Source organism: Streptomyces silvae, assembly GCF_016745505.1.
GTDB classification, from domain to species: domain Bacteria; phylum Actinomycetota; class Actinomycetes; order Streptomycetales; family Streptomycetaceae; genus Streptomyces; species Streptomyces silvae.
Genome location: NZ_JAERUC010000145.1, coordinates 1 through 21,319 on the forward strand (window position 1 = coordinate 1; position 21,319 = coordinate 21,319).

19 protein-coding genes are annotated in these 21,319 nt (G+C 72.8%); 12 read left to right on the forward strand and 7 right to left on the reverse strand.

Annotation, left to right across the window (positions count from 1 at the left end):
• Window positions 1–1,592 (reverse strand): polysaccharide deacetylase family protein (locus JKV81_RS22250; protein WP_202077413.1); only part of this gene is annotated, 1,592 nt, incomplete at its 3' end.
• Complete coding sequence (locus tag JKV81_RS22255) at window positions 1,592–2,053, reverse strand: hypothetical protein (protein WP_202077415.1); 462 nt, start codon at window positions 2,051–2,053, stop codon at window positions 1,592–1,594. The genes JKV81_RS22250 and JKV81_RS22255, both read right to left, overlap by 1 nt.
• A 294-nt stretch (window positions 2,054–2,347) precedes the next feature.
• Here JKV81_RS22255 and JKV81_RS22260 point away from each other — a divergent pair, with 294 nt between their 5' ends.
• Window positions 2,348–3,355 carry a chitinase gene (locus tag JKV81_RS22260; RefSeq protein ID WP_202077417.1) on the forward strand — a complete coding sequence of 336 codons (1,008 nt, stop codon included), beginning with the start codon at window positions 2,348–2,350 and terminating at the stop codon, window positions 3,353–3,355.
• Window positions 3,356–3,439: 84 nt separating this feature from the next.
• Here the strand turns inward: JKV81_RS22260 and JKV81_RS22265 are convergent, their stop codons facing one another.
• Window positions 3,440–4,327 carry a LysR family transcriptional regulator gene (locus tag JKV81_RS22265; protein WP_147984308.1) on the reverse strand — a complete coding sequence of 296 codons (888 nt, stop codon included), beginning with the start codon at window positions 4,325–4,327 and terminating at the stop codon, window positions 3,440–3,442.
• 124 nt (window positions 4,328–4,451) lie between these two features.
• Between JKV81_RS22265 and JKV81_RS22270 the strand changes: the two genes are divergently transcribed.
• The 8 genes from JKV81_RS22270 to JKV81_RS22305 all read left to right on the forward strand — a co-directional run bounded on the left by JKV81_RS22270 (window position 4,452) and on the right by JKV81_RS22305 (window position 14,234).
• Entirely contained in the window at window positions 4,452–5,453 is a 1,002-nt protein-coding gene (locus JKV81_RS22270; protein ID WP_202077419.1) for an aldo/keto reductase, read from the forward strand.
• Window positions 5,454–5,630: 177 nt separating this feature from the next.
• The gene (locus JKV81_RS22275; RefSeq protein ID WP_099175250.1) at window positions 5,631–6,464 is read left to right on the forward strand and encodes a M55 family metallopeptidase; all 834 of its coding nucleotides are present in this window, start codon (window positions 5,631–5,633) and stop codon (window positions 6,462–6,464) included.
• Entirely contained in the window at window positions 6,457–7,800 is a 1,344-nt protein-coding gene (locus JKV81_RS22280) for a M20/M25/M40 family metallo-hydrolase (protein ID WP_202077421.1), read from the forward strand. Before JKV81_RS22275 ends, JKV81_RS22280 begins: the two co-directional genes overlap by 8 nt.
• A gap of 35 nt (window positions 7,801–7,835) precedes the next feature.
• Window positions 7,836–9,836 carry a S9 family peptidase gene (locus JKV81_RS22285; RefSeq protein WP_202077423.1) on the forward strand — a complete coding sequence of 667 codons (2,001 nt, stop codon included), beginning with the start codon at window positions 7,836–7,838 and terminating at the stop codon, window positions 9,834–9,836.
• Window positions 9,833–10,777 (forward strand): S66 peptidase family protein, encoded by a 945-nt coding sequence (locus JKV81_RS22290; RefSeq protein ID WP_202077425.1) that lies wholly within the window; start codon window positions 9,833–9,835, stop codon window positions 10,775–10,777. The genes JKV81_RS22285 and JKV81_RS22290 overlap by 4 nt, the downstream gene beginning before the upstream one ends.
• Before the next feature lie 130 nt (window positions 10,778–10,907).
• The gene (locus JKV81_RS22295) at window positions 10,908–12,695 is read left to right on the forward strand and encodes a CocE/NonD family hydrolase (RefSeq protein WP_202077427.1); all 1,788 of its coding nucleotides are present in this window, start codon (window positions 10,908–10,910) and stop codon (window positions 12,693–12,695) included.
• Between the two features lie 112 nt (window positions 12,696–12,807).
• Complete coding sequence (locus JKV81_RS22300; protein ID WP_129266451.1) at window positions 12,808–13,041, forward strand: LapA family protein; 234 nt, start codon at window positions 12,808–12,810, stop codon at window positions 13,039–13,041.
• Between the two features lie 104 nt (window positions 13,042–13,145).
• Window positions 13,146–14,234, forward strand: coding sequence for a glutamate--cysteine ligase 2 (locus tag JKV81_RS22305; RefSeq protein WP_202077429.1), 1,089 nt, complete (start codon window positions 13,146–13,148; stop codon window positions 14,232–14,234).
• A 10-nt stretch (window positions 14,235–14,244) separates the two neighbouring features.
• On the opposite strand, the gene JKV81_RS22310 is transcribed toward JKV81_RS22305, so the two are convergent.
• On the reverse strand, window positions 14,245–14,691 hold the full coding sequence (locus JKV81_RS22310; RefSeq protein ID WP_129266453.1) for an SRPBCC family protein: 447 nt from the start codon (window positions 14,689–14,691) through the stop codon (window positions 14,245–14,247).
• 308 nt (window positions 14,692–14,999) lie between these two features.
• Here JKV81_RS22310 and JKV81_RS22315 point away from each other — a divergent pair, with 308 nt between their 5' ends.
• The 3 genes from JKV81_RS22315 to JKV81_RS22325 all read left to right on the forward strand — a co-directional run bounded on the left by JKV81_RS22315 (window position 15,000) and on the right by JKV81_RS22325 (window position 18,292).
• A complete protein-coding gene (locus JKV81_RS22315) occupies window positions 15,000–16,184 on the forward strand; it encodes an alcohol dehydrogenase catalytic domain-containing protein (RefSeq protein ID WP_202077431.1) in 1,185 nt (394 codons plus the stop codon).
• A gap of 55 nt (window positions 16,185–16,239) precedes the next feature.
• Window positions 16,240–17,280, forward strand: coding sequence for an NAD-dependent epimerase/dehydratase family protein (locus JKV81_RS22320; protein WP_202077433.1), 1,041 nt, complete (start codon window positions 16,240–16,242; stop codon window positions 17,278–17,280).
• An 82-nt stretch (window positions 17,281–17,362) separates the two neighbouring features.
• Entirely contained in the window at window positions 17,363–18,292 is a 930-nt protein-coding gene (locus JKV81_RS22325) for an arginase family protein (RefSeq protein WP_202077435.1), read from the forward strand.
• On the opposite strand, the gene JKV81_RS22330 is transcribed toward JKV81_RS22325, so the two are convergent.
• The 3 genes from JKV81_RS22330 to JKV81_RS22340 all read right to left on the reverse strand — a co-directional run bounded on the left by JKV81_RS22330 (window position 18,289) and on the right by JKV81_RS22340 (window position 21,105).
• Window positions 18,289–18,642 (reverse strand): VOC family protein, encoded by a 354-nt coding sequence (locus JKV81_RS22330; RefSeq protein WP_202077437.1) that lies wholly within the window; start codon window positions 18,640–18,642, stop codon window positions 18,289–18,291. The two genes, JKV81_RS22325 and JKV81_RS22330, sit on opposite strands and share 4 nt — an antisense overlap.
• Before the next feature lie 58 nt (window positions 18,643–18,700).
• On the reverse strand, window positions 18,701–19,510 hold the full coding sequence (locus tag JKV81_RS22335; protein ID WP_202077439.1) for a methyltransferase domain-containing protein: 810 nt from the start codon (window positions 19,508–19,510) through the stop codon (window positions 18,701–18,703).
• A 98-nt stretch (window positions 19,511–19,608) separates the two neighbouring features.
• The gene (locus JKV81_RS22340; RefSeq protein WP_129266457.1) at window positions 19,609–21,105 is read right to left on the reverse strand and encodes a bifunctional phosphatase PAP2/diacylglycerol kinase family protein; all 1,497 of its coding nucleotides are present in this window, start codon (window positions 21,103–21,105) and stop codon (window positions 19,609–19,611) included.
• Window positions 21,106–21,319 lie beyond the last annotated feature (214 nt).

Below are 21,319 nucleotides of genomic sequence, written 5' to 3' on the forward strand. Positions count from 1 at the left end.
AAGCCCATCACGTACTCGATGTGCTGCCAGGCGCCGATCATCGTGGAACGGTTGCCGACCTTCGCGTTGCCCGCGACGGCGCCGATCCCCGGGTCGGCGAACGGCTGGACGAGCTGGTGCACCGCGTCGGGCTCGAAGACGGTGTCGCCGTCCATCATCACGACGATGTCGTGACGCGCCTGCCGCACCCCGTTGTTGAGCGCCGCCGGCTTGCCCGCGTTCTCCTGCCGGATCACCCGGACGTTGGGCAGGCCGAGCGATTCGGCGATCTCCGCGGTGCCGTCCGTCGAACCGTCGTCGACGACCACGATCTCGAGCGGATGCGTGCTCGCGGCCAGGGAGTTGAGGGTGGCGGCGATGCACTCCTTCTCGTTGTAGGCGGGAACGATCACACTCACCGGTCCGGTCACCTCAGGGCCCCAGGTGAATCTGCGCCGGTTCCGCTGCCGGTGGTGGCGCCGGGCCAGTACGAGCATCAGGCCGAAGCGGCCCAGGACCGCCACCCCGACGACCCCCAGCATCGTGGCGAGGCCCGGCACGGTCCACTCCGCGACCCTCACCGCGGCGAGCAGGGCGCGGCCCTCCCACAGGCTCGCGGTGTCCGCCGTGCGGTGGGCGGCCTGCGCCGGGTTGCTCCCCGTACCGCCGGCCTGCGCGGGGCCGGGCGGCACGGCACCGTCCACCGCGGCTTCGTCCTCCGAGGCCCCGTTCTTCGAGGCGGCGGCCGCGTCCTGCTGTTGCGCACCGCTGACGGTGGTGAAGGTGTAGCCCTTCGCCTTCATCTTCTTGATGTACTTCGGCAGCGCGGCCAGCGTCTCGGAGCGGTCGCCGCCCGCGTCGTGGAACAGCACCGAGGCCCCCTCGCCGTCCTCGGGGGTCGCCCACTTGATGATCTTGGAGACGCCCGGCTGCTGCCAGTCCTCACTGTCGGTGTCGATGAACACGCTGGTGTAGCCCATGGCGCCGAGACGTTCGTAGACGGGCCAGCTGTAGTCGTCGATCGCGTCGGTCTTCGAGGAGTACGGGGCGCGGAACAGCGTCGTCGTGATGCCGGCGGCGCCCGCCAGGGCGAGCTGCGTCTGGGCGATCTCCCGCTTGACGCGCGCCTCGCTCTGATAGGAGAGGTCGACATGGGTGAAGGTGTGGACCCCCACCTCGTTCCCCTCGTCGACCATCCTGCGGACGACGTCCGGATAGCGCGAGACCATCGAGCCGACGAGGAAGAAGGTGCCCGGGACGTCGTGCTCGTCCAGGATGTCCATCACCTTCCCGCTCCACTCGGGATCGGGGCCGTCGTCGAAGGTCAGCACGATGGTCTTGTCCGGCACGGACTGGGTACGGGCGGTGCCGCCGGGGAAGCTCAGGATCGGCCCGCCCTCCAGCACGTCGTCCGGCACCGAGTCCGCGGACGCGCCGGTACGGACCCGCTGGTCGTCACCGACCTCCGCGCGCAGATAGCCGTCGAGCAGCAGCATGCAGACGAGCCCCAGCAACAGCAGCAGGGCCATGATCACGCGGGGCCGGGGGACGGCCTGGCGCCCGACCCGGCCGATCCTGCCGGGCGTGGCGTGCCGGCGGCGGGACGAGGCCATCAGTTCGCCCCGCCCGACGCCGATGCGGAAGCCGGGGCCGACGCGGACGCCGAGGCCTGGCCGGACGGCGTCGCCCCGCCGGACGCCGGCGGTACGGGGGCGCCGCTCGGGGGCGCGGAACCGCTCGGCGGCACGCCGTACCCGGGGCGCATCCCGCCGCCCGGGCCGGCCTCGGCGGCCGGGCCGCCGTCGAACGGCAGCAGCTGGGAGGGGGTCAGGGAGATGCCGCCCATGAAGGCGAGCCCCAGCACGCCGGCGTAACCGACGCAGACGGCGCCCAGCAGCATCCCGGCGCGGCGCAGCAGCCTGGCCCGGCGCCCGGAGCTGTCCACGAAGACAGGCCCCTCCTCCTGCGGCCGGCCGGCCGGGCGGCGGCGCTCGGCCGAGCGGGCCGGGCCGGCGTGTGCCCGGCGTCGGCCGCGCGGCGCCGGGTCTTTCTCGATGACGGGGTCGGATTGCATGTGCGCATGGTGGCGAAGCTTGATGTGCGAAGTCTGGAGCTTTCCTGGCCGCACGCTGTGAAAGGGGCCCGAACCTGTCGGGCCGCTGAGAGTGCGCGGGGTTCCCCGGGCCCGCTCCGTACGCCTCGCACCGTCCGGAGCAGGGGAGTTGGCCACGGCCCACGGTGCCCGTCCCTCCCTCCCCATGAGTTTCCTGTGGCTTCGCGCAGGCTCCCGGTGTGAGAGGTTCATGGTGTCCCGGCAGCACCGGCTGCCGTTGCGGACCCTTTTCCCGAGAGCAGGTGCACACACGACATGCAAAGGCGCACACGGGTTTCCTCGGCCGTCGCCGGGCTGATCGCACTCGGCCTCGCCTGCTCGGCCTGCTCGACGGGCGGAGTCGCGGACCAGGCGAACGGGTCCGCGCCGCCTCCGCGGGAGGCCGCGCGGACCGCGTACACGCCGTACGTGAGCTCCACGACGGCCGCCGACACCGACAGCGCGGGGTCCCCCGACACGTACAACCTGGCCTTCGTCACCACCTCCGGCACGTCGGACTGCACCCCCCTGTGGGGCGGCACCACCGCGGTCGGCAGCGGCTCGGTCGCGGCCCGCGCCGACGCGCTCACGAAGACCGGGGCGGACCTCCGGGTGTCCTTCGGCGGCGCTGCGGGCACCGAGGCGGCACTGGCCTGCGACAGCGCCGAGGAACTGGCCGACGTCTATGCCCAGGCACTCGACGCGGTGGGCGCCACGAAGGCCGACTTCGACATCGAGGGCGACGCGCTCACCGACACCGCCTCCGTCACCCGGCGCAACGAGGCGCTCGCCCTGCTCCAGAAGAAGCGCGACCTCGACGTCACCTACACGCTGCCCGCCATGCCCGAAGGGCTGGAGGACACCGGGCTCGCCGTCCTCCAGGACGCCGTCGACCAGGGCGTCGACCTCTCGGCGGTCAACATCATGGCGATGAACTACAGCACCTCCCACGACGGCGACATGGGCGACTACGCGGAGCAGGCGGCTACCGCGGCCCACGGCCAGCTCGTGGACCTGCTCGGGCTGTCGCAGGACGAGGCGTGGAAAGCCCTGCACATCACCGTGATGGTCGGGGTCAACGACGTCGAGGGCGAGACCTTCACCCTCGACGACGCCGCGTCCCTGCGGTCCTTCGCCACCCGCCAGGGGGTCGGGGCGCTCTCCCTCTGGGCCGCCTTCCGCGACCAGGAGTGCGCCGCCGGCGAGGACGCGACCACGGCCTCGGACACCTGCAGCGGAGTCGACCAAGAGGCGGGCGCCTTCGCCGAGGCACTGAGCGGCTGAGCGCCACGCGCCGAGCACCCAGAGCTGAGTACCCAGTGCCGAGCGCCGCAAGCGCCGAGCGACCACAGCATCCAGGGGCCCAACTCAGCGCAGCGGTGCCTCGCGCACCAGCGTCATCAGCGCCTTCGCCCCCGGGCTCATGGCCTGGGCCGGCGGGAGCACCACGACGCTCTCGTAGACATGCGCCCCGTCCAGCTCCACCGCCACCAGGCCTCGTGCCTCCGGCTTACGCGCGAAGTGCTGCGGCACCACCGCGATCCCGAGGCCCTCGTGCACCAGCTCCAGCAGGCTGTGCACATCGCTGACCTCCAGCGCCACCGTGCGACGGGCCCCCGCCGAGGCGAACGCCCCGTCCGCCGCGCGCCTGGGCCCCCAGTCCGGGTGGAAGTCGATGAACGACTCGCCGCGCAGCTCCCCCCACGCCACCCGCGCGCCCTCCCGCGCCAGCCGGTGGCCGGGCGCGCACAGGAGGACCATGGGCTCCCGCGCGAGCGGCACCAGCTCGCCCCGCCACTCGGGCGGGTGCACCGTGGCGGCGAACGCGAGGTCCAGCCGGCCGCCGGCCACGCCCTCCAGCAGGCTGGACGTCCCCTCCTGCCGGAGCCTGATCTCCATGTGCGGATGCTCCCGGTGGAAGGCCGCGAGCAGCCGCGCCGTACTGACCCCGGCCACACACTGCTCCACCCCCAGCGTCAGCGTCCCCCGCAGCAGCCCCCGTACGGCGTCGACGGCGTCCCGTGCGGCCCTGGCCCCCGCCAGCGTGCGCTCCGCCTCCACCAGCAGGGCGGCCCCCGCCTCGGTGAGCCGCACCGTGCGCGTCGTACGGCTGAACAGCGGCGTCCTCAGCTCGTGCTCCAGCGCCCGCACGGACGCGGACAGCCCGGACTGGGACACGGCCAGCCGCTCGGCCGCACGGGTGAAGTGCTGCTCCTCGGCGACCGCGACGAAGTGCTCCAGCTGACGCAGTTCCATGATTGAGCAATCTAACCGATGAATCCCAGCGGAATCTCCTGTTGGACCGCTGGATCGATCTCCGCCAGTCTTGAGGACGCGCACCAGACCTGGCGCGCTACGCCGTGCCCCGTGGAGTGCCCGCATGTACCTTCCGTCCGCCGACCGCTACACCGCCATGCCCTACCGGCGCACCGGACGCAGCGGCCTGCTGCTCCCCGCGCTGTCGCTCGGGCTCTGGCACAACTTCGGAGGCGACCGGACCCCCGAGAGCCAGGGCGAGATCCTGCGCAGGGCCTTCGACCTCGGCATCACCCACTTCGACCTCGCCAACAACTACGGCCCGCCGCCCGGCTCCGCCGAGACCGCGATGGGCCGCGCGCTGAGGACGGACTTCGCCGGGCTCCGGGACGAGATCGTCATCTCCACCAAGGCCGGCTACCACATGTGGGAGGGGCCGTACGGGGAATGGGGCTCCCGCAAGAGCCTGCGCTCCTCGCTGGACCAGAGCCTGACGCGCCTCGGCCTCGACTACGTCGACATCTTCTACTCCCACCGCTTCGACCCCGACACCCCGCTCGAGGAGACGATGGGCGCCCTGGACACGGCGGTCCGCCAGGGCAAGGCCCTGTACGCCGGCGTCTCCAACTACTCGGCCGAGCAGACCCGTGAGGCCGCCCGCATCCTGAACGAGCTGGGCACCCCCCTCCTCATCCACCAGCCGCGCTACTCCATGCTCGACCGCTGGGTCGAGGACGGACTGCTGGACGCCCTGGACGAGCTCGGCACCGGCTCCATCGCCTACTCCCCGCTGGAGCAGGGCATCCTCTCCGACCGCTATCTGAACGGCATCCCGGAGGGGTCGCGCGCCGCCGGCAGCAGCCCGTTCCTGTCGGCCGAGGCCGTCACCCCGGACCTGGTGAGCCGGCTGGGCGCTCTGAACGAACTGGCCCGCGAGCGCGGCCAGTCCCTCGCCCAGCTGGCACTCGCCTGGGTGCTGCGCGGCGGCCGGGTCACCTCCGCCGTCGTCGGCGCGAGCAGCGTCGCCCAGCTGGAGAACAGCGTGGCGACGGTCGCGAACCTGGAGTTCACCAAGGACGAGCTCACGCGCATCGACGAGCTGGTCAAGGGCACGACCCGCCCCTGACCCCCGGGCCGTCCGCCGCCCGGCAGCCACGCGGCGGACGGCTTCACCGGACTGGACCAGTGACAGATCACGAAGGCTCTGGCCCGGTGCTGTCCCGGCGCGTACCGTGATGCGGCACGAAGATCCTCTTCCCGGTGACGGGCGGGGGAGCGACCGACCAGCGACAGGACCGCGCACGTGAAGATCCTCGTCAGTGCCGACATGGAGGGTGCCACCGGGGTGACCTGGCCGGCCGATGTGCTGCCCGGCACCCCGCAGTGGGAGCGGTGCCGGTCGTTCTTCACCTCCGACGTGAACGCCGCCGCCCTCGGCTTCTTCGACGGCGGCGCCGACGAGGTCCTCGTCAACGAGGCCCACTGGACCATGCGCAATCTGCTCCTGGAGCGGCTCGACGAGCGCGTCCAGATGCTCACCGGCAAGCACAAGTCCCTCTCCATGGTCGAGGGCATCCAGCACGGCGACGTCGACGCCGTCGCGTTCGTCGGGTACCACACGGGAGCCGGCACGGAGGGCGTGCTCGCCCACACCTACCTCGCCAACTCCATCACCGGGGTCTGGCTCAACGGCGTCCGCGCCAGCGAGGGCCTGCTCAACGCCCATGTCGCGGCGGAGTACGGCGTCCCCGTCATCCTGGTCACCGGCGACGACCTGACCTGTGAGGACGCGAAGGGCTACGCCCCCCGGGCGCGTACGGTGGCGGTGAAGGACCACGTCTCGCGGTACGCCGCCGTGTGCCGGACGCCGGCCCGTACCGCCGCCGACATCAGGGCGGCAGCGGCCGGGGCCACCGGGCTGGCCGGGCGCCTGGCACCCGTGACGAGCGGCTCGTACACGGTGGAGCTGGAGTTCGACGCCGAACATCTGGGGGCCGCCGCGACCGTGGTCCCCGGCGTGGCGCCCAGCGGCGAGCGGCGCGTCGTCTATACCAGCGGGACGATGTACGAAGGTATTCGCACATTCAAGGCGGTGACGACGATCGTGTCGGCCGCTGTGGAGGAGCAGTATGGCTGAGGCGAGCAACCCCACCGGACCGGTCGACGAGCGCGCGCTCGACGAGTCGGTGACGTTCACCTCCGAGCTGATCCGCATCGACACCACCAACCGCGGCGACGGCACCTGCCGGGAGCGCCCGGCCGCCGAGTACGTCGCCGAGCGGCTGGCGGACGCCGGACTCGAACCGGCCCTCCTGGAGCGCACACCGGGGCGGACCAACGTCGTCGCCCGGATCGCGGGCACCGACCCGTCGGCCGACGCCCTCCTCGTCCACGGTCATCTGGACGTGGTGCCCGCGGTGGCGGAGGACTGGACCGTCCACCCCTTCTCCGGCGAGGTGCGCGACGGCGTGGTCTGGGGGCGCGGGGCCATCGACATGAAGAACATGGACGCGATGGTCCTCGCCGTCGTCCGGGCCTGGGCGCGCGCCGGTGTGCGACCGCGCCGTGACATCGTCATCGCCTACACCGCCGACGAGGAGGCCAGCGCGCACGACGGCGCCGGTTTCCTCGCCGACCGGCACCCCGAGCTCTTCGAGGGCTGCACGGAGGGCATCAGCGAGTCCGGGGCGTTCACCTTCCACGCCGGACCCGGCATGTCGCTCTACCCCATCGCGGCGGGGGAGCGCGGGACGGGCTGGCTGAAGCTGACCGCCGAGGGCAAGGCCGGCCACGGCTCCAAGGTCAACCGGGCCAACGCCGTCAGCAGGCTCGCCGCCGCCGTCGCCCGGATCGGCGCGCACGAGTGGCCGGTACGGCTGACCCCGACGGTCCGGGCCGCGCTCGTCGAGATCGCCGCGCTCCATCACATCCGCGTCGACCCCGACGCCCCCGGATTCGACGTGGACGAGCTCCTCGGGAAGCTGGGCCCGGCCGCCGCGCTGATCGAGCCGACCGTGCGCAACAGCACCAACCCGACGATGCTGGACGCCGGTTACAAGGTCAACGTGATCCCGGGCCACGCCACCGCGCAGATCGACGGACGCATGGTGCCCGGCGGCGAGGACGAGTTCCACGCGACCCTGGACCGGCTGACCGGCCCCGGTGTCGACTGGGAGTTCCACCACCGCGAGATCGCCCTCGAAGCCCCCGTCGACTCACCGACGTACGCGAAGATGCGCGCGGCCATCGAGCTGTTCGACGCGGACGCCCATGTCGTCCCGTACTGCATGTCGGGCGGCACGGACGCCAAGCAGTTCTCGCGCCTGGGCATCACCGGGTACGGCTACTCGCCGCTGAAGCTGCCCGTCGGCTTCGACTACCAGGCGCTGTTCCACGGCGTCGACGAGCGGGTGCCGGTCGACGCCCTGCACTTCGGCGTCCGGGTCCTGGACCACTTCCTGCGCAGCGCCTGACACACGACCGCCCGACCGAAGAGGGGGAACCGACCATGGCGTCCACAGCGGCGTACGGCACATGGCCGTCACCGATCGACGCGGCACTGACCGCCTCGCACGACGGCCGGCCGGAGTTCGTCGGCACCGTCGGCGACGAGGTGTGGTGGACGGAGCCACGCCCGGCGGAGGGGGGCCGACGCGCCCTCGTACGCCGGCGGGCCGACGGCACCACCCGGTCGGTGCTCCCCGAGCCGTGGAACCCCCGCAGCCGTGTCATCGAGTACGGCGGGGTGCCGTGGGCCGGGGCGCCGCGCGAGGAGGGCGGACCGCTGGTCGTCTTCGTCCACTTCCCCGACCAGCGGCTGTACGCCTACGCGCCGGACGGTCCCGACGAGCCGTGGCCGCTCACCCCCGTGTCGGACCTCGGCGGCGGGCTGCGGTGGGTGGACCCTCAGCTGCACCTGGCGCGGGGTGAGGTCTGGTGCGTGCTGGAGGAGTTCACGGGGGAGTCGCCCACCGATGTGCGGCGGGTGATCGCCGCCGTGCCGCTGGACGGATCGGCGGCGGACGACCGGGGCGCCGTGCGCGAACTCACCGACGACCGGAACCGGTTCGTCACCGGGCCCCGGCTCTCGCACGACGGCCGCAGGGTGGCCTGGATCGCCTGGGACCATCCGCGGATGCCGTGGGACGGCACCGTCGTGAAGATGGCCGAGGTGACCGAGGAGGGCGACTTCACCGGGGTAAGGCCCCTGGTCGGTGACGTCGACGAGTCGGTCGTCCAGGTGGAGTGGGACCGCGACGGCTCGCTGGTCTTCGTCTCGGACGTCGGAGGGTGGTGGGAGCTCCAGCGGCTCAGGCCCGACGCCGTGGCCGGCGCGGTCGTGCCCAGCAGCCGGCTCTGCGGCGGCCGGAGCGAGGAGTTCGGCGGACCGCTGTGGAAGATCGGCCTGCGCTGGTTCCAGCTCCTGGACAACGGGCTGATCGCCGTCATCCACGGCCGGGGCACCACCGCGCTCGGTGTGCTCGACCCCGAGACCGGTGAACTCGTCGACGCCGTGGGCCCCTGGACCGCGTGGGCGGAGACCCTCGCCGTGCAGGACACCCGGGTCATCGGTGTCGCCGCGAGCCCCCACACGTCGTACGAGGTGGTGGAGCTGGACACCGCCACGGGGCACACCCGGACGATCGGCGTCCCGCACCAGGACGCGGTCGACCCCGCGTACCACCCCGAACCGCTGATCCGCACCTTCACCGGGCCGGCGGGCCGCGAGATCCACGCCCATGTGTACCCGCCGCGCCATCCCGAGCGCACCGGACCGGACGGTGAGCTGCCGCCGTACGTCATCTGGGCGCACGGCGGCCCCACCGGCCGTTCCCCGCTCGTACTCGACCTGGAGATCGCCTACTTCACCTCCCGGGGCATCGGCGTCGCGGAGGTCGACTACGGCGGCTCGACCGGCTACGGCCGCGCCTACCGCGAACGGCTCCGCGAACAGTGGGGCGTCGTCGACGTGGAGGACTGCGCGGCCGTCGCGCTCGGGCTGGCCGAGGAGGGCACGGCCGACCGGGACCGGCTCGCGATCCGGGGCGGCAGCGCCGGCGGCTGGACCACCGCCGCCTCGCTCACCCTGACCGATGTGTACGCCTGCGGCGCGATCAGCTACCCGATCCTCGACCTGGAGGGCTGGGCGACCGGCGAGACCCACGACTTCGAGTCGCAGTACCTGGAATCGCTCGTGGGCCCGTACGCCGAGGTGCCCGAGCGCTACCGGGAGCGCTCGCCCGTCCACCACACGGACCGGCTCACCGCGCCGTTCGTGCTGCTCCAGGGGCTCGACGACCCGATCTGCCCGCCGGTCCAGTGCGAGCGCTTCCTCGCCGCGATCGAGGGGAGAGGGATCCCGCACGCCTACCTCGCCTTCGAGGGGGAGGGCCACGGCTTCCGGCGCGCCGACACCGTGCGGCGCGCACTGGAGGCCGAACTCTCCCTGTACGCCCAGACGTTCGGCATCGACCGCCCCGACGTGCCCCGGCTGGAGCTGAAGCGGTGACCCTGGAGCCCCTCGCCCGCCCGGCCCGGCTGCGGCCCGGCGCCAGGGTCGCGGTCGTCGCCCCCAGCGGCCCCGTGCCGCCCGAGCGGCTGGAGCGCGGCCTCGACCTGCTGCGCGGCTGGGACCTCGACCCCGTCGTCGCCCCCCACGCGCTCGACACGCATCCTGAGCTGGACCATCTGGCCGGCACGGACGAGGACCGGGCCCGGGACCTCCAGGAGGCCTGGTGCGACCCGTCCGTGGACGCCGTGCTGTGCGCCAGGGGAGGGTACGGCGCCCACCGCATGGTCGATCTCCTGGACTGGTCCGCGATCCGCGCGGCCGGCCCCAAGGTGTTCGTCGGCTACAGCGACATCACCGTGCTGCACGAGGCGTTCGCCCTGCGGGCCGGATTCTCCACCCTGCACGGCCCGATGGTCGCCACCGAGGTCTTCCTGAAGGACGCGGCCACGCAACAGGCCCTGCGGTCCACCCTGTTCGAGCCCGAGACGGTGCGGACCCTGGGGCTGGACGGGGCGGTCGCCCTGGTCCCCGGCACCGCCCGGGGCATCACCTACGGCGGCTGCGTGAGCCTTCTGGCCGCCGACGCCGGCACCCCGCGCGCCCGGACCTCCGCCGAGGGCGGGCTGTTCGTGATCGAGGACACCGGGGAGGAGCCGTACCGGCTCGACGGCATCCTCACGCGGCTGCTGCGCATCGGCGCCCTGGACGGGATAGCCGGGGTGGTGTGCGGCTCCTGGGAGGCATGCGGGCCGTACGAAGGGGTGCGGGCCGTGCTCGCCGACCGGCTCGGCGGCCTCGGCGTCCCGGTGGTCGAGGAGCTGGGCTTCGGCCACGGCCCCACGACCCTGACCGTCCCGCTCGGTGTGCCCGCCGTGCTGGACGCGCCCGCCGACGGCGGCCGGTGCACCCTCACCTCCGAGGTGTCGGCGCTGCTCTGACGGAGCGTCAGGTCAGGTGCCGGTCCGTGCGTCACGCCGAAAACTCCGCTCCCGTACGTTGACAGCGGTATGACCTGTGTCACAGCATGGGCCTGGCCCGGTACTTACCGGTCGGTAATGTGTCCTCGGTGTGGAGGTCCATGTGTCGCGTGCTGTGCCCAGATTCCGCCGTCCACTCACCTTGCTCGCCGGGGCGGCGCTTCTCGCCCCGCTCGCCCTGACCGGAGTCCCTCAGGCGGCCGCGGCCGACCGGTACACCGTCACCCCGCTGGAGTTCACCGTGCGGGCCGGCGACCGGTCCTGCACGGTCGACGCCGACCTCTACCGCCCGGCGGGGGTCGACGCGCAGCACCCGGCCCCGGCCGTCCTGGCCACCAACGGCTTCGGCGGCAGCAAGTCCGACGGCTCCACCGACGCGATCGGCAAGGCTTTCGCCGAGCGCGGCTACGTCGGACTCGTCTACTCGGGCCTGGGTTTCGGCAGGTCGGGCTGTCTCATCACGCTCGACGACCCCGCGATCGACGGCAAGGCGGCCTCCGGGCTCGTCGACTTCCTCGCCGGGACCCGAGCCGCCGACGACGGCACCAAGGCCGACTTCGTCACCACCGACGCGCCGGGCGACCCGGTGGTCGGCATGATCGGCGGCTCGTACGGCGGAGCCATCCAGATGGCGACCGCCTCCGCCGACCACCGGGTGGACGCGCTCGTCCCGCTGATCACCTGGAACGACCTGGCGTACTCGCTCGCCCCCAACGCCACCGGAGCGGCCACCGGTGTCTCGTCGGACACGCCCGGTGTCTTCAAGTGGCAGTGGACCAACGGCTTCTACCTCATGGGCGAGGGCCAGCCGCTGCTGGTCCCGAGCCTCGACCCGTCGCGCATCGGCGGCGTCGGGTGTCTGCACTTCGCCGCGCAGGCCTGCGACACCATCCGTCTGCTGAACTCCGGCCGCTACCCGGCCGCCGCGACCAAGGACATGCTGACGTACGCCCGGAGCGTCTCGCCGGCCTCCTACCTGTCCGGTGTCACCGCGCCCACGCTGCTCGTCCAGGGCCAGGCCGACAGTCTGTTCAACCTCAACGAGGCCACCGCCACCTACCGGACGCTCAAGGCGCAGGGCACCACGACGAAGATGATCTGGCAGGCCTGGGGCCACAGCGGCGGCTCCGTCCCCGGTGAACTCGACCTCTCCTCGGGCAATCTGGAGACCAGTTACGTCGGGCAGCGCATCCTCGCCTGGTTCGACCGCTACCTCCACCACGACGAATCCACCGCCACCGGCCCCGAGTTCGCCTACTACCGCGACTGGGCGGACGGCTACGGCACCGCGGCCGCCGTCCCCGCGCTCTCCCGGACGATGTACCTCTCCGGGGACGGGGCGCTGGTGGACAGCAGCTCCAAGGTCACGCGGGGCAGCCGCCAGTACACCAACTGGCTCCTTCCGACCAGCCACTCCGAGAGCTCCCTCGCCGGGCTCATCGGGCTGCCCGACCCGGCGCCGTACGACACCAAGGGCACCTACCTCGGCTGGACCAGCGCCCCGCTGACCGCGCCGGTCGACGTCGTCGGGGCGCCGAAGGCCACCCTGAAGGTCGTCTCGCCGAAGGCGGAACGGGTCCAGAACAGCGGTGACGCCGCGGACAAGCTGGCCCTCTTCGCGAAGGTGTACGACGTGGCGCCCGACGGGACCCAGAAGCTGGTGAACCGCCTGGTCGCCCCGGTGCGCGTCCCCGACGTCACCCGCCCCTTCACCGTCGAGCTGCCGGGCATCGTGCACCGGTACGAGGCCGGGCACCGGCTGCGGTTCGTGATCGCCGCGAGCGACACGGCGTACGTCGGCAACCGGGGCCTCAAGCCGGTCACCGTGGTCAGCGCCCCGCAGGACACCGGCGTCCTGGAGCTCCCCGTGATCGGCTGACCGTCACCCGTACGGCCCTGCTCCACCGCTCCCCGGACCCGGGACCGAGCCATCCTGGGGTCCGGGGACCGCCGTTCCCGGCCCGCCACCAGGACCAGCGAAAGGGCCGCTCATGAGCCCCAAGGACGTATCCAGCGGCACCACGAGCGCCTTCACACCGGCCAGGATCGCCGTCACCGTACTGGCGGTGCTGGCGATCGTCTTCATCTGTGTGAACACCGCCGAGGTGACGATCCGCGTGATCATCCCCAAGGTCACCATGCCGCTCTGGGCGGCGCTGCTGGGGGTCTTCGTGGCGGGTGTCCTCGTCGGGGCCTACCTGTTCCGCCGGCGCCCGGCCCGCTAGAGCGCAGCCGCCGGACCGCCCCGCGGCTGCCTGAAAGGCGCCGCCGGGGGTACGTGCGTCCCAGCGCGCCTCGGAGCGCGGCAGGCGGCGGAGAGGATACGAGCGTGCGGACTGTCGGTGTCGAGGAAGAACTCCTGCTCGTCGACGCGGAGAGCGGGGATCCCAGGGCACTGTCGACGGCGGTGCTGGCCCTCGCGGAGCGCCGGGCCGAGGGGGAGGCCGTATTCGAGTCCGAACTGCACAACCAGCAGCTGGAGTTCGCCACCGAGCCACGCAGTGCGATGGGGGACCTGGCGGAGGAGATCCTGCGCTGGCGGGCGGAGGCGGCCCACAGCGCGGCCGAGGCGGGCGCGGCCGTCGCGGCCCTGGCGACCTCGCCGCTGCCGGTCAGTCCGTCCATCGGGGAGGGGGAACGCTACCGGTGGCTGGCGGAGCGGTTCGGCCTCACCGCGCAGGAGCAGCTGACCTGCGGCTGCCATGTGCATGTGTCGGTGGAGTCGGACGAGGAGGGCGTCGCCGTGCTGGACCGGGTGCGTCCCTGGCTCCCCGTGCTGCTGGCGCTGAGCGCGAACTCCCCCTTCTGGCAAGGACAGGACACCTCGTACGACAGTTACCGCAGCCGGGTGTGGGGCCGCTGGCCCTCGGCCGGCCCGGTGGAGATATTCGGCTCCGCGGACCGCTACCACGAGCAGGTGCGGACCCTGGTCGGCACAGGCGTCCTGCGCGACGAGGGGATGATCTACTTCGACGCACGGCTCTCGCACCGCTACCCCACCGTGGAGTTCAGGGTCGCGGACGTCTGCCTTGACCCGGCGGACCCCGTGCTGCTCGCCACGCTGGCGCGCGGTCTCGTCGAGACGGCGGCACGCGCCTGGCGGGCCGGTGAGCCGCCGGAGCCGGTCCCGGTGAGCGCGCTGCGCATGGCCGCCTGGCAGGCCGCCCGCTCGGGCACCGGGGGCCGGCTGCTCCACCCGCTCACCCTGCGCCCCGAACCGGCCGAGGACGTCCTCCACGCCCTGCTCGCCCATGTGCGCGACGCCCTGGAGGACAGCGGTGACCTCGCGTCGGCGGACAAGGCGCTGCGGGACGTGCTGACGCGGGGCACCGGGGCCCGGATCCAGCGGGAACTGCTCGCGGGCTCGGACAGCCTGCGGACCGTGGTGACCGAGTGCGCGGCCAGGACCCGCGGCTGACGACAGCCCGTCAGCCCTTGATGTCCGCCTCCGTGTCCACCACCGCCGCCAGCCGCCCCAGCATGGCGCGGTGCCTGATCTGCAGCACCGCCTCCAGGGCCACGTTGTGCAGGGCGCCGCCGAGCCCCTGCAGCGGGTGCTCGTCGATCAGGAGCAGCGTCTCCTCACCCCAGGGGCGGATGTCGAACGCGATGCGCGCGGTGCCCAGGAAGCCGCTGTCCACCTCGAGTTCGAGCGCCCTCGGCCGCTCCAGGCGGCGCACGGTGGTACGGCCCCGCACGTCCTTCGGACCGAGGCGCAGGGTGTATTCGATGGCGGACCCGACCTCGGGCCACTGCCCCGCGAGCAGGCGGGAGTCATGCGTCCCCACCACCCACTTCCCGTACTGCTCCGGTTGCTCCAGGACCGACCACAGGACCGAGGGCGGCTGATGGATGAGCTGATGGCGGATGGCCATGGACGCCTCCACGCAGGGGGTACGGCGACAGTGGACGGGTGGGCACGGCGGCGCGGTCACCAGCCATGCTACGCGGGACGCCCCGTACCGCCAGGCGGCCGGGAACCCGCCGGAAGGCCGCACCGGGATGTCACCCGAACGGCCCAACGGGGCCGGCCGGTCCCACCGGACCGCCAGGGCGCCCCGACGGCCCGGCAGCCCGGCGCTCCGCCGGAATCCGCTGTTCACGGTGCGGGCGGACGGGAGGTAGAACGGATGGGCAACCTGCGGGGCGACCGAACCCAGTCGGACGAGTGAGGAGAAGGCACATGCGCGCACTGACCTGGCAAGGGCGGCGGGACGTCCGGGTGGAGACGGTCCCCGACCCGGTGATCCAGGACCCGACGGACATCATCGTCAGGGTCACCTCCAGCGGTATCTGCGGATCGGACCTGCACCTGTACGAGGTGCTCGGCCCCTACCTCGAACCGGGCGACATCCTCGGCCACGAGCCGATGGGCGTGGTGGAGGAGACCGGACCGGACGTCACCGCCGTCAAGCGCGGCGACCGCGTGGTGGTCCCGTTCAACATCTCCTGCGGCGACTGCTTCATGTGCGACCAGGGACTCCAGTCGCAGTGCGAGACCGCCCAGGTCCGGAAGTACGGCAGCGGCGCCGCCCTGTTCGGCTACACCAAGCTGTACGGGCAGGTGCCCGGCGGGCAGGCCGAGCTGCTGCGCGTCCCCTTCGGGAACACCCTGCCGGTCAAGGTGCCCGACGGCCCGCCCGACGACCGGTTCGTCTATCTGTCGGACGTCCTGCCGACCGCCTGGCAGGCCGTCGAGTACGCGGCCGTACCCCCGGGCGGCAGCGTCACGGTCCTGGGACTCGGGCCGATCGGTGACATGGCCGCGCGGATCGCGCTGCACCGCGGCGCCGGTCTCGTGATCGGCGTCGACCTGGTCTCCGACCGCCTGTACCGCGCCTCCGTACGGGGTGTGAAGACCCTGGACCTGCGGGAGTACGGCAAGAACCTGGGGGACGCCGTACGCGACCTCACCGACGGCCGGGGCACCGACGCGGTGATCGACGCCGTCGGCATGGAGGCCCACGGCGCGTCCGTGGCCAAGGCGGGGCAGTGGGCCGTCGGCATGCTCCCCGACGCGGCGGCCCGCCCCCTGATGGAGCGGGCGGGCATCGACCGGCTCAGCGCCCTCCACGCGGCGATCGACCTGGTGCGCCGGGGCGGCACAGTCTCCGTCTCGGGTGTCTACGGCGGCGCCGTGGACCCGATGCCCCTGCTCAAGATGTTCGACAAGCAGATCCAGCTGCGGATGGGGCAGGCGAACGTCAGGAACTGGGTGCCGGCCATCCTGCCGCTGCTCGTCGACGAGGACCCGCTCGGCGTGGACGGCTTCGCCACCCACCACCTGCCGCTGGCCGACGCGCCCAAGGCGTACGAGACCTTCCAGAAGAAGGCGGACGGCATGGTGAAGACGCTGCTCAGGCCGTGACCGCCCCCAGGAGCCGGCGTCCGGCGGGCGGCCGTCGCACGGGACAGGAGAAGCGATGACGAACACAACCCGGGGCCTGCGCGTCGTGGTCACCGGCGCCACCGGGAACGTGGGGACCAGTGTCGTCCGGGCGCTGGCCGATGACCCCGCCGTGTCCTCGGTGCTCGGACTGGCGCGGCGACGTCCGGAGCTGACCGTACCCGGAGTGGAGTGGGGCACGGTGGACCTCGAACACGGGGACAGCCCGCGGCGCCTGGCGGAGCACCTCCCGGGCGCCGACGCCGTGATCCACCTGGCCTGGCGGTTCCAGCCCACGCACGACCCCGTCGTCACCTGGCGGAGCAATGTCGAGGGCTCGCTGCGGGTCTTCGGCGCGGTCCGGGACGCCGGCGTGCCGGTCCTGGTGCACGCCTCGTCGGTGGGGGCGTACTCGCCGGGGCCGAAGCAGGAGCCGGGGGTGGACGAGCAGTGGCCCACCCACGGGTGGCCGGATGCGGCGTACTGCCGGGAGAAGGCCTACCTGGAGCGCGTGCTCGACACCTTCGAGCTGCGGAATCCGCAGATCAGGGTGGTGCGCATGCGCCCGGGGTTTTTGTTCAAGAGGACGGCGGCCAGCGAACAGCGCCGGATCTTCGGCGGACGCCACCTGCCGGGCTTCCTGCTCCGTCCCGACCTGCTGCCGTTCGTCCCCGACCTCAAGGGGCTGCGCTTCCAGGTGCTGCACACCGACGACGCGGCCGAGGCGTACCGGCTCGCCGTCACCACCGACGTCCGGGGTGCCTTCAACCTGGCCGCGGACTCCGTGACCGACGCCCGGCAGCTCGCCGGACTGCTGGACGCCCGCGTCGTACCCGCCCCGGCGGCACTGGTGCGCACCGCCCTGGCCGCCGCCTGGCGCACCCACGCCGTACCCGCGTCCCCGCACCTGTTCGACGCCGTGCTGCGGCTCCCGGTCATGAACAGCGGCCGGGCCCGTGAGGAACTGGACTGGCGGCCCGCGTACTCGGCGACCGACGCTCTGCGCGCCTTCCTCCACGGCGTCTCCCACGGCGAGGGTGAGGACACCCCGCCGCTGGCCGGCCGGCAGTGGGGCTGAGCACGGCTGAACGGCCGGGGCTGAGCGGGCCTTCGGAGAATCATGGGGGCAACGGCCCGCCGCGGCGGTAAGGATGGGCCGCATGCGCACTCTCGTCGTCCTCGACGCCCCCTCGAACCTCGGGCTGCGGCCCCCCGCCCCCGGCACCGTCCCCGGCTGCTACAAACTGGCCGGCGCGCTCCGCGAGCAGCGCATCGTGCAGCGGCTCGGAGCGCTGGAGGGCGGTGTCGTCGTACCGCCCCGTTACGACCGCGGTGACTGGCAGGAGGGTGACGGGGTCTTCAACGCCGCCGCCCTCGCCCGCTACACCCGTACGCTCGCCGACCGCATCGAAGGGCACGTCAGGGCGGGCGAGTTCCCGGTCGTCCTCGGCGGCGACTGCTCCATCCAGCTCGGCGCCACCCTCGCCCTGCGCCGCATCGGCCGGTACGGGCTCGCCGCGATCGACGGCTCGGCGGACTTCCGGCACCCGGGCAACAGCGACCGGATCGGTGCGGCGGGCGGCGAGGAACTGGCGCTGTCCACCGGACGCGGGCAGGCGGACCTCACCGACCTGGAAGGGCTGGGGCCCTACCTCAAGGACGAGGACATCCGGCTCTTCGGCATGCGTGACCAGGACGAGGACCGCACCGAGATGGCCGCGCTGAAGATCTCCAACGCGACGGTGGGGGAGATCAGGGAGTGGGGGCCCGCCGAGATCGCCCGGGCCGTGGTGCAGTCCCTGGAGATCCCGGTGCTCGACGGCTTCTGGGTCCACCTCGACGCCGATGTGCTCGACCCGAGCGTGATGCCCGCCGTCGACAGCCCCGACGAGGGCGGCCTGCTCCCCGACGAACTCGCCCCGCTGCTGCGCACACTCGTCCGGTCACCGCGCTGTGCGGGCCTCAACGTCACGATCTACGACCCCGACCTGGACCCCGACGGCACGGCCGGCGCGCTCCTCACCGACCTGGTCGTCGGCGCCTTCGCCGAGACCAGGCCGGAAGGGCCGGTGACCCTCCGGACGCCCTAGACCGTCACGTTCCGGTCGACGTACTCGAAGACCGAGCCGTCCGGATGCAGGGCTATCAGATTGCGGCCGGCGGGGGTGGGCACGGGGCCCGCGACGACCTTCGCGCCCACCCGCGTCAGCGCCGCGTGTGCCTCGTCGACGTTTTTGACCGCGATGGTCGCCGACACCTTGCGCAACACCTCCAGCTGCGACTCCGGGCCGCTCATCAGCAGGAAGCAGCCGATCGCGGCCACCGAGACCCCGCCGCGCTCGAAGCGCTGTGCCGGAGTGCTGGTCAGGCCCTCGTAGAAGGCCACCGCGGCCTCCAGGTCGTCGACGCAGATACGCAGCGTGGTTCCCAGGATTTCCATGCCCACGAGGGTAGTTGCCGACCACGCCCGATGTGATCGGTTCCCCGTCCGCACCGGATCACACCCGGCAGAGCACCTCGCCGTGGGGCACCATGAACCAGGCGTCGGGCTCCGCGCCCCACGCGTGCCAGGCCTCCGAGATCGCGGTCAGCTGCCCGGCGGTCGCGTGCCCGCCGTCCACGGCCAGTTCCGCGTACACCGACGCGATCGTACGGTCCGCCCACAGACCGCTCCACCAGGCGCGGTTCTCCGGGGTGGCGAAGCACCAGGCCCCCGCGGTGGGCGTGATGTCGGTGAAGCCCGCCTGCCGCGCCCAGGACAGCAGCCGGCGTCCGGCGTCGGGCTCACCGCCGTTGGCCCGGGCCACCCGGCCGTACAGCTCCTGCCACTCGTGCATCCCGGGCACCTCCGGGTACCAGGTCATGGCCGCGTAGTCGCTGTCGCGGGCGGCGACGACACCGCCGGGACGGCACACCCGCCGCATCTCGTGCAGTGCCTGCACCGGGTCGCTGACGTGCTGGAGCACCTGATGGGCGTGGACCACGTCGAAGGAGTCGTCCGGGAAGTCCAGGGCGTGCACATCGGCCGTGGCGAACTCGACGTTCTCCACGCCGCGTTCGGCGGCGTTCGCAGCCGCGCGCTCCAGGACGTCATGGCTCGCGTCGACCGCGGTCACCCGGCCGGGCGCCACCAGCGACGCGAGGTCCGTCGTGATGGTGCCCGGCCCGCAGCCCACGTCCAGGACCGCCTGGCCCGGGCGGAGTTCGGCGATCAGGTAGGCCGCCGAATTCGCGGCGGTGCGCCACTGGTGCGAACGCAGCACCGACTCGTGGTGGCCGTGGGTGTAGACAGCTGTTTCCTTCGGCATGGCCGTACGTCCTCTCTCGGACCTCAGTCGCAGGCGATGGAACGACGGTACGCCGCGATGTCGGATCCTGAGATGGGCGTCTCATGATGTGGTCGTCGCTACACCGGCATCGGGCAGTACACCGTCAGCGCCTCGGGCAGCTTGTCGATCATCAACTCCGTTCCGGAGTGCGCCACTTCACCGTCGTACGCATACGGCGTCCCCGGTGCGAGACCGGCGATCCGCACCCTGCGGCGCCGTACCGCCGCATGGACGGGCGACCGGCTCAGCGGTCCCGCGACCGCGGCGGCGAGCAGCCGCAGCGCCGGGGTGCGGCCGCCGTGCACCACGCGTACGTCGAGCAGGCCGTCCGCCAAATTGTGGCGGCGCCCCGGCGCGGGACCCACCCGCTGGAACAGTCCGTTGCCCACGAAGAGCAGCCACAACGGCCGCCGACGTCCCTGGAGTTCCGCGGTCAGCGGCCGGGAGCCGCGCAGCGCCTCGAAGGCGGCGAGCACCCCGGCGGGCCAGCCGCCGATCCGGGGCGCCCAGTGCTCCCGGGTCCGTACGAGCTCCGGATACACCCCCAGGCTGAAAGCGTTGAGGAAGTACCCGTGCGCCCCGCCCGGCCCCTGCGGCCCCGGCCGGAAGCGGCCCAGGTCGACACGGACCGCGTCGCCCGTGGTCAGCGCCGTCACCGTGTCGTGCACGGTCTCGATGCCGAGGTCGTACGCGAAGTGGTTGAGGGTCCCGCCGGGGAAGACGGCGAGCGGCAGGCTGTGGGTCGCCGCGACGGCCGCCGCCATGTTGACCGTCCCGTCGCCCCCGCAGACGCCCAGGGCCTTGCCCTGCCGTGCCGCCTTCTCCAGGCATCCCGGCAGGTCGGCGGGCGCGCACTCGATCGTCTCCGCGAGCGGCAGCGCGTCGCGGATGACGGTCGCCGCCGCGGTCGCCGAGCCGGACTCCCGGTTGACGACCACCACCAGATCCTGTCCGGCGGGCAGCGCCGGGGCCTCGGCCGGCGGCCGGCCCGGGGCCGGGAGCTGTCCACGCGTCGGTACGACGCCGCGCAGGGCGAACGCGGCCCCGATGCCGAGCGCCGCCCCGGCCACCACATCGCTCGGATAGTGGACGCCGGTGTAGACGCGGGAGGCGGCCACCGCCGCCGCCACCGGGGCGACGACCGCGCCCCAGCCCTTCGACTCCATGGCGACACCCGTCGCGAAGGCCGCGGCCGAGGCGGCGTGCCCCGACGGGAAGGACGTGGTGAACGGCTGCCGCTTCAGCTGCCGGATGACGGGAACGAGATCCACTATCGGGCGCTCCCTGCGCACCGCTCCCTTGCCCACGGTGTTGATCGCGGCCGAGGCGACGGCCAGCGAGGCGATCCCGCGCAGCGCCGCTCTGCGGGACCGCGCACTGGAGCCCAGCGCCGCCATGCCCGCGGCGGCCCCGACCCACAGCAGCCCGTGATTGGCGCTGCGGCTCAGCCGTGGCAGGACGTGCTCGGCGCCGGGCCAGTGTCTTTCGGCCACGCGCTGGAACGCGGCGAGATCGCGCTGGTGGAACCAGTCCCGCCAGCGGCCGGGGGAGGAGAGGCTGCTCGTTGTCGACATGGGACAGCGAATACCCTGCGACCGGGCCGTGAACCAGGAGGCGCGCGTGGCGCGCACCACCGAATCCCGGCGGAATCGGATGGATGTGGTGAATTGCCCCCGTCCCGCCCGCTCCGTCTCGCCGAGGGCGTTGCCCGGACAAGTTCCCTGCCGCTAGCCTGCGTTCGTGATTCCGGCCATTGACCGGAGTGTCGAACGAGATTGGCGGGCGATC

Bases quoted from the DNA above. Each gene is read 5' to 3' on its own strand.
- JKV81_RS22255 (WP_202077415.1), bottom strand. From the start codon at position 2,053: ATGCAATCCGACCCCGTCATCGAGAAAGACCCGGCGCCGCGCGGCCGA.
- JKV81_RS22260 (WP_202077417.1), top strand. From the start codon at position 2,348: ATGCAAAGGCGCACACGGGTTTCCTCGGCCGTCGCCGGGCTGATCGCA.
- JKV81_RS22265 (WP_147984308.1), bottom strand. From the start codon at position 4,327: ATGGAACTGCGTCAGCTGGAGCACTTCGTCGCGGTCGCCGAGGAGCAG.
- JKV81_RS22270 (WP_202077419.1), top strand. From the start codon at position 4,452: ATGTACCTTCCGTCCGCCGACCGCTACACCGCCATGCCCTACCGGCGC.
- JKV81_RS22280 (WP_202077421.1), top strand. From the start codon at position 6,457: ATGGCTGAGGCGAGCAACCCCACCGGACCGGTCGACGAGCGCGCGCTC.
- JKV81_RS22285 (WP_202077423.1), top strand. From the start codon at position 7,836: ATGGCGTCCACAGCGGCGTACGGCACATGGCCGTCACCGATCGACGCG.
- JKV81_RS22300 (WP_129266451.1), top strand. From the start codon at position 12,808: ATGAGCCCCAAGGACGTATCCAGCGGCACCACGAGCGCCTTCACACCG.
- JKV81_RS22310 (WP_129266453.1), bottom strand. From the start codon at position 14,691: ATGGCCATCCGCCATCAGCTCATCCATCAGCCGCCCTCGGTCCTGTGG.
- JKV81_RS22315 (WP_202077431.1), top strand. From the start codon at position 15,000: ATGCGCGCACTGACCTGGCAAGGGCGGCGGGACGTCCGGGTGGAGACG.
- JKV81_RS22320 (WP_202077433.1), top strand. From the start codon at position 16,240: ATGACGAACACAACCCGGGGCCTGCGCGTCGTGGTCACCGGCGCCACC.
- JKV81_RS22325 (WP_202077435.1), top strand. From the start codon at position 17,363: ATGCGCACTCTCGTCGTCCTCGACGCCCCCTCGAACCTCGGGCTGCGG.
- JKV81_RS22330 (WP_202077437.1), bottom strand. From the start codon at position 18,642: ATGGAAATCCTGGGAACCACGCTGCGTATCTGCGTCGACGACCTGGAG.
- JKV81_RS22335 (WP_202077439.1), bottom strand. From the start codon at position 19,510: ATGCCGAAGGAAACAGCTGTCTACACCCACGGCCACCACGAGTCGGTG.
- JKV81_RS22340 (WP_129266457.1), bottom strand. From the start codon at position 21,105: ATGTCGACAACGAGCAGCCTCTCCTCCCCCGGCCGCTGGCGGGACTGG.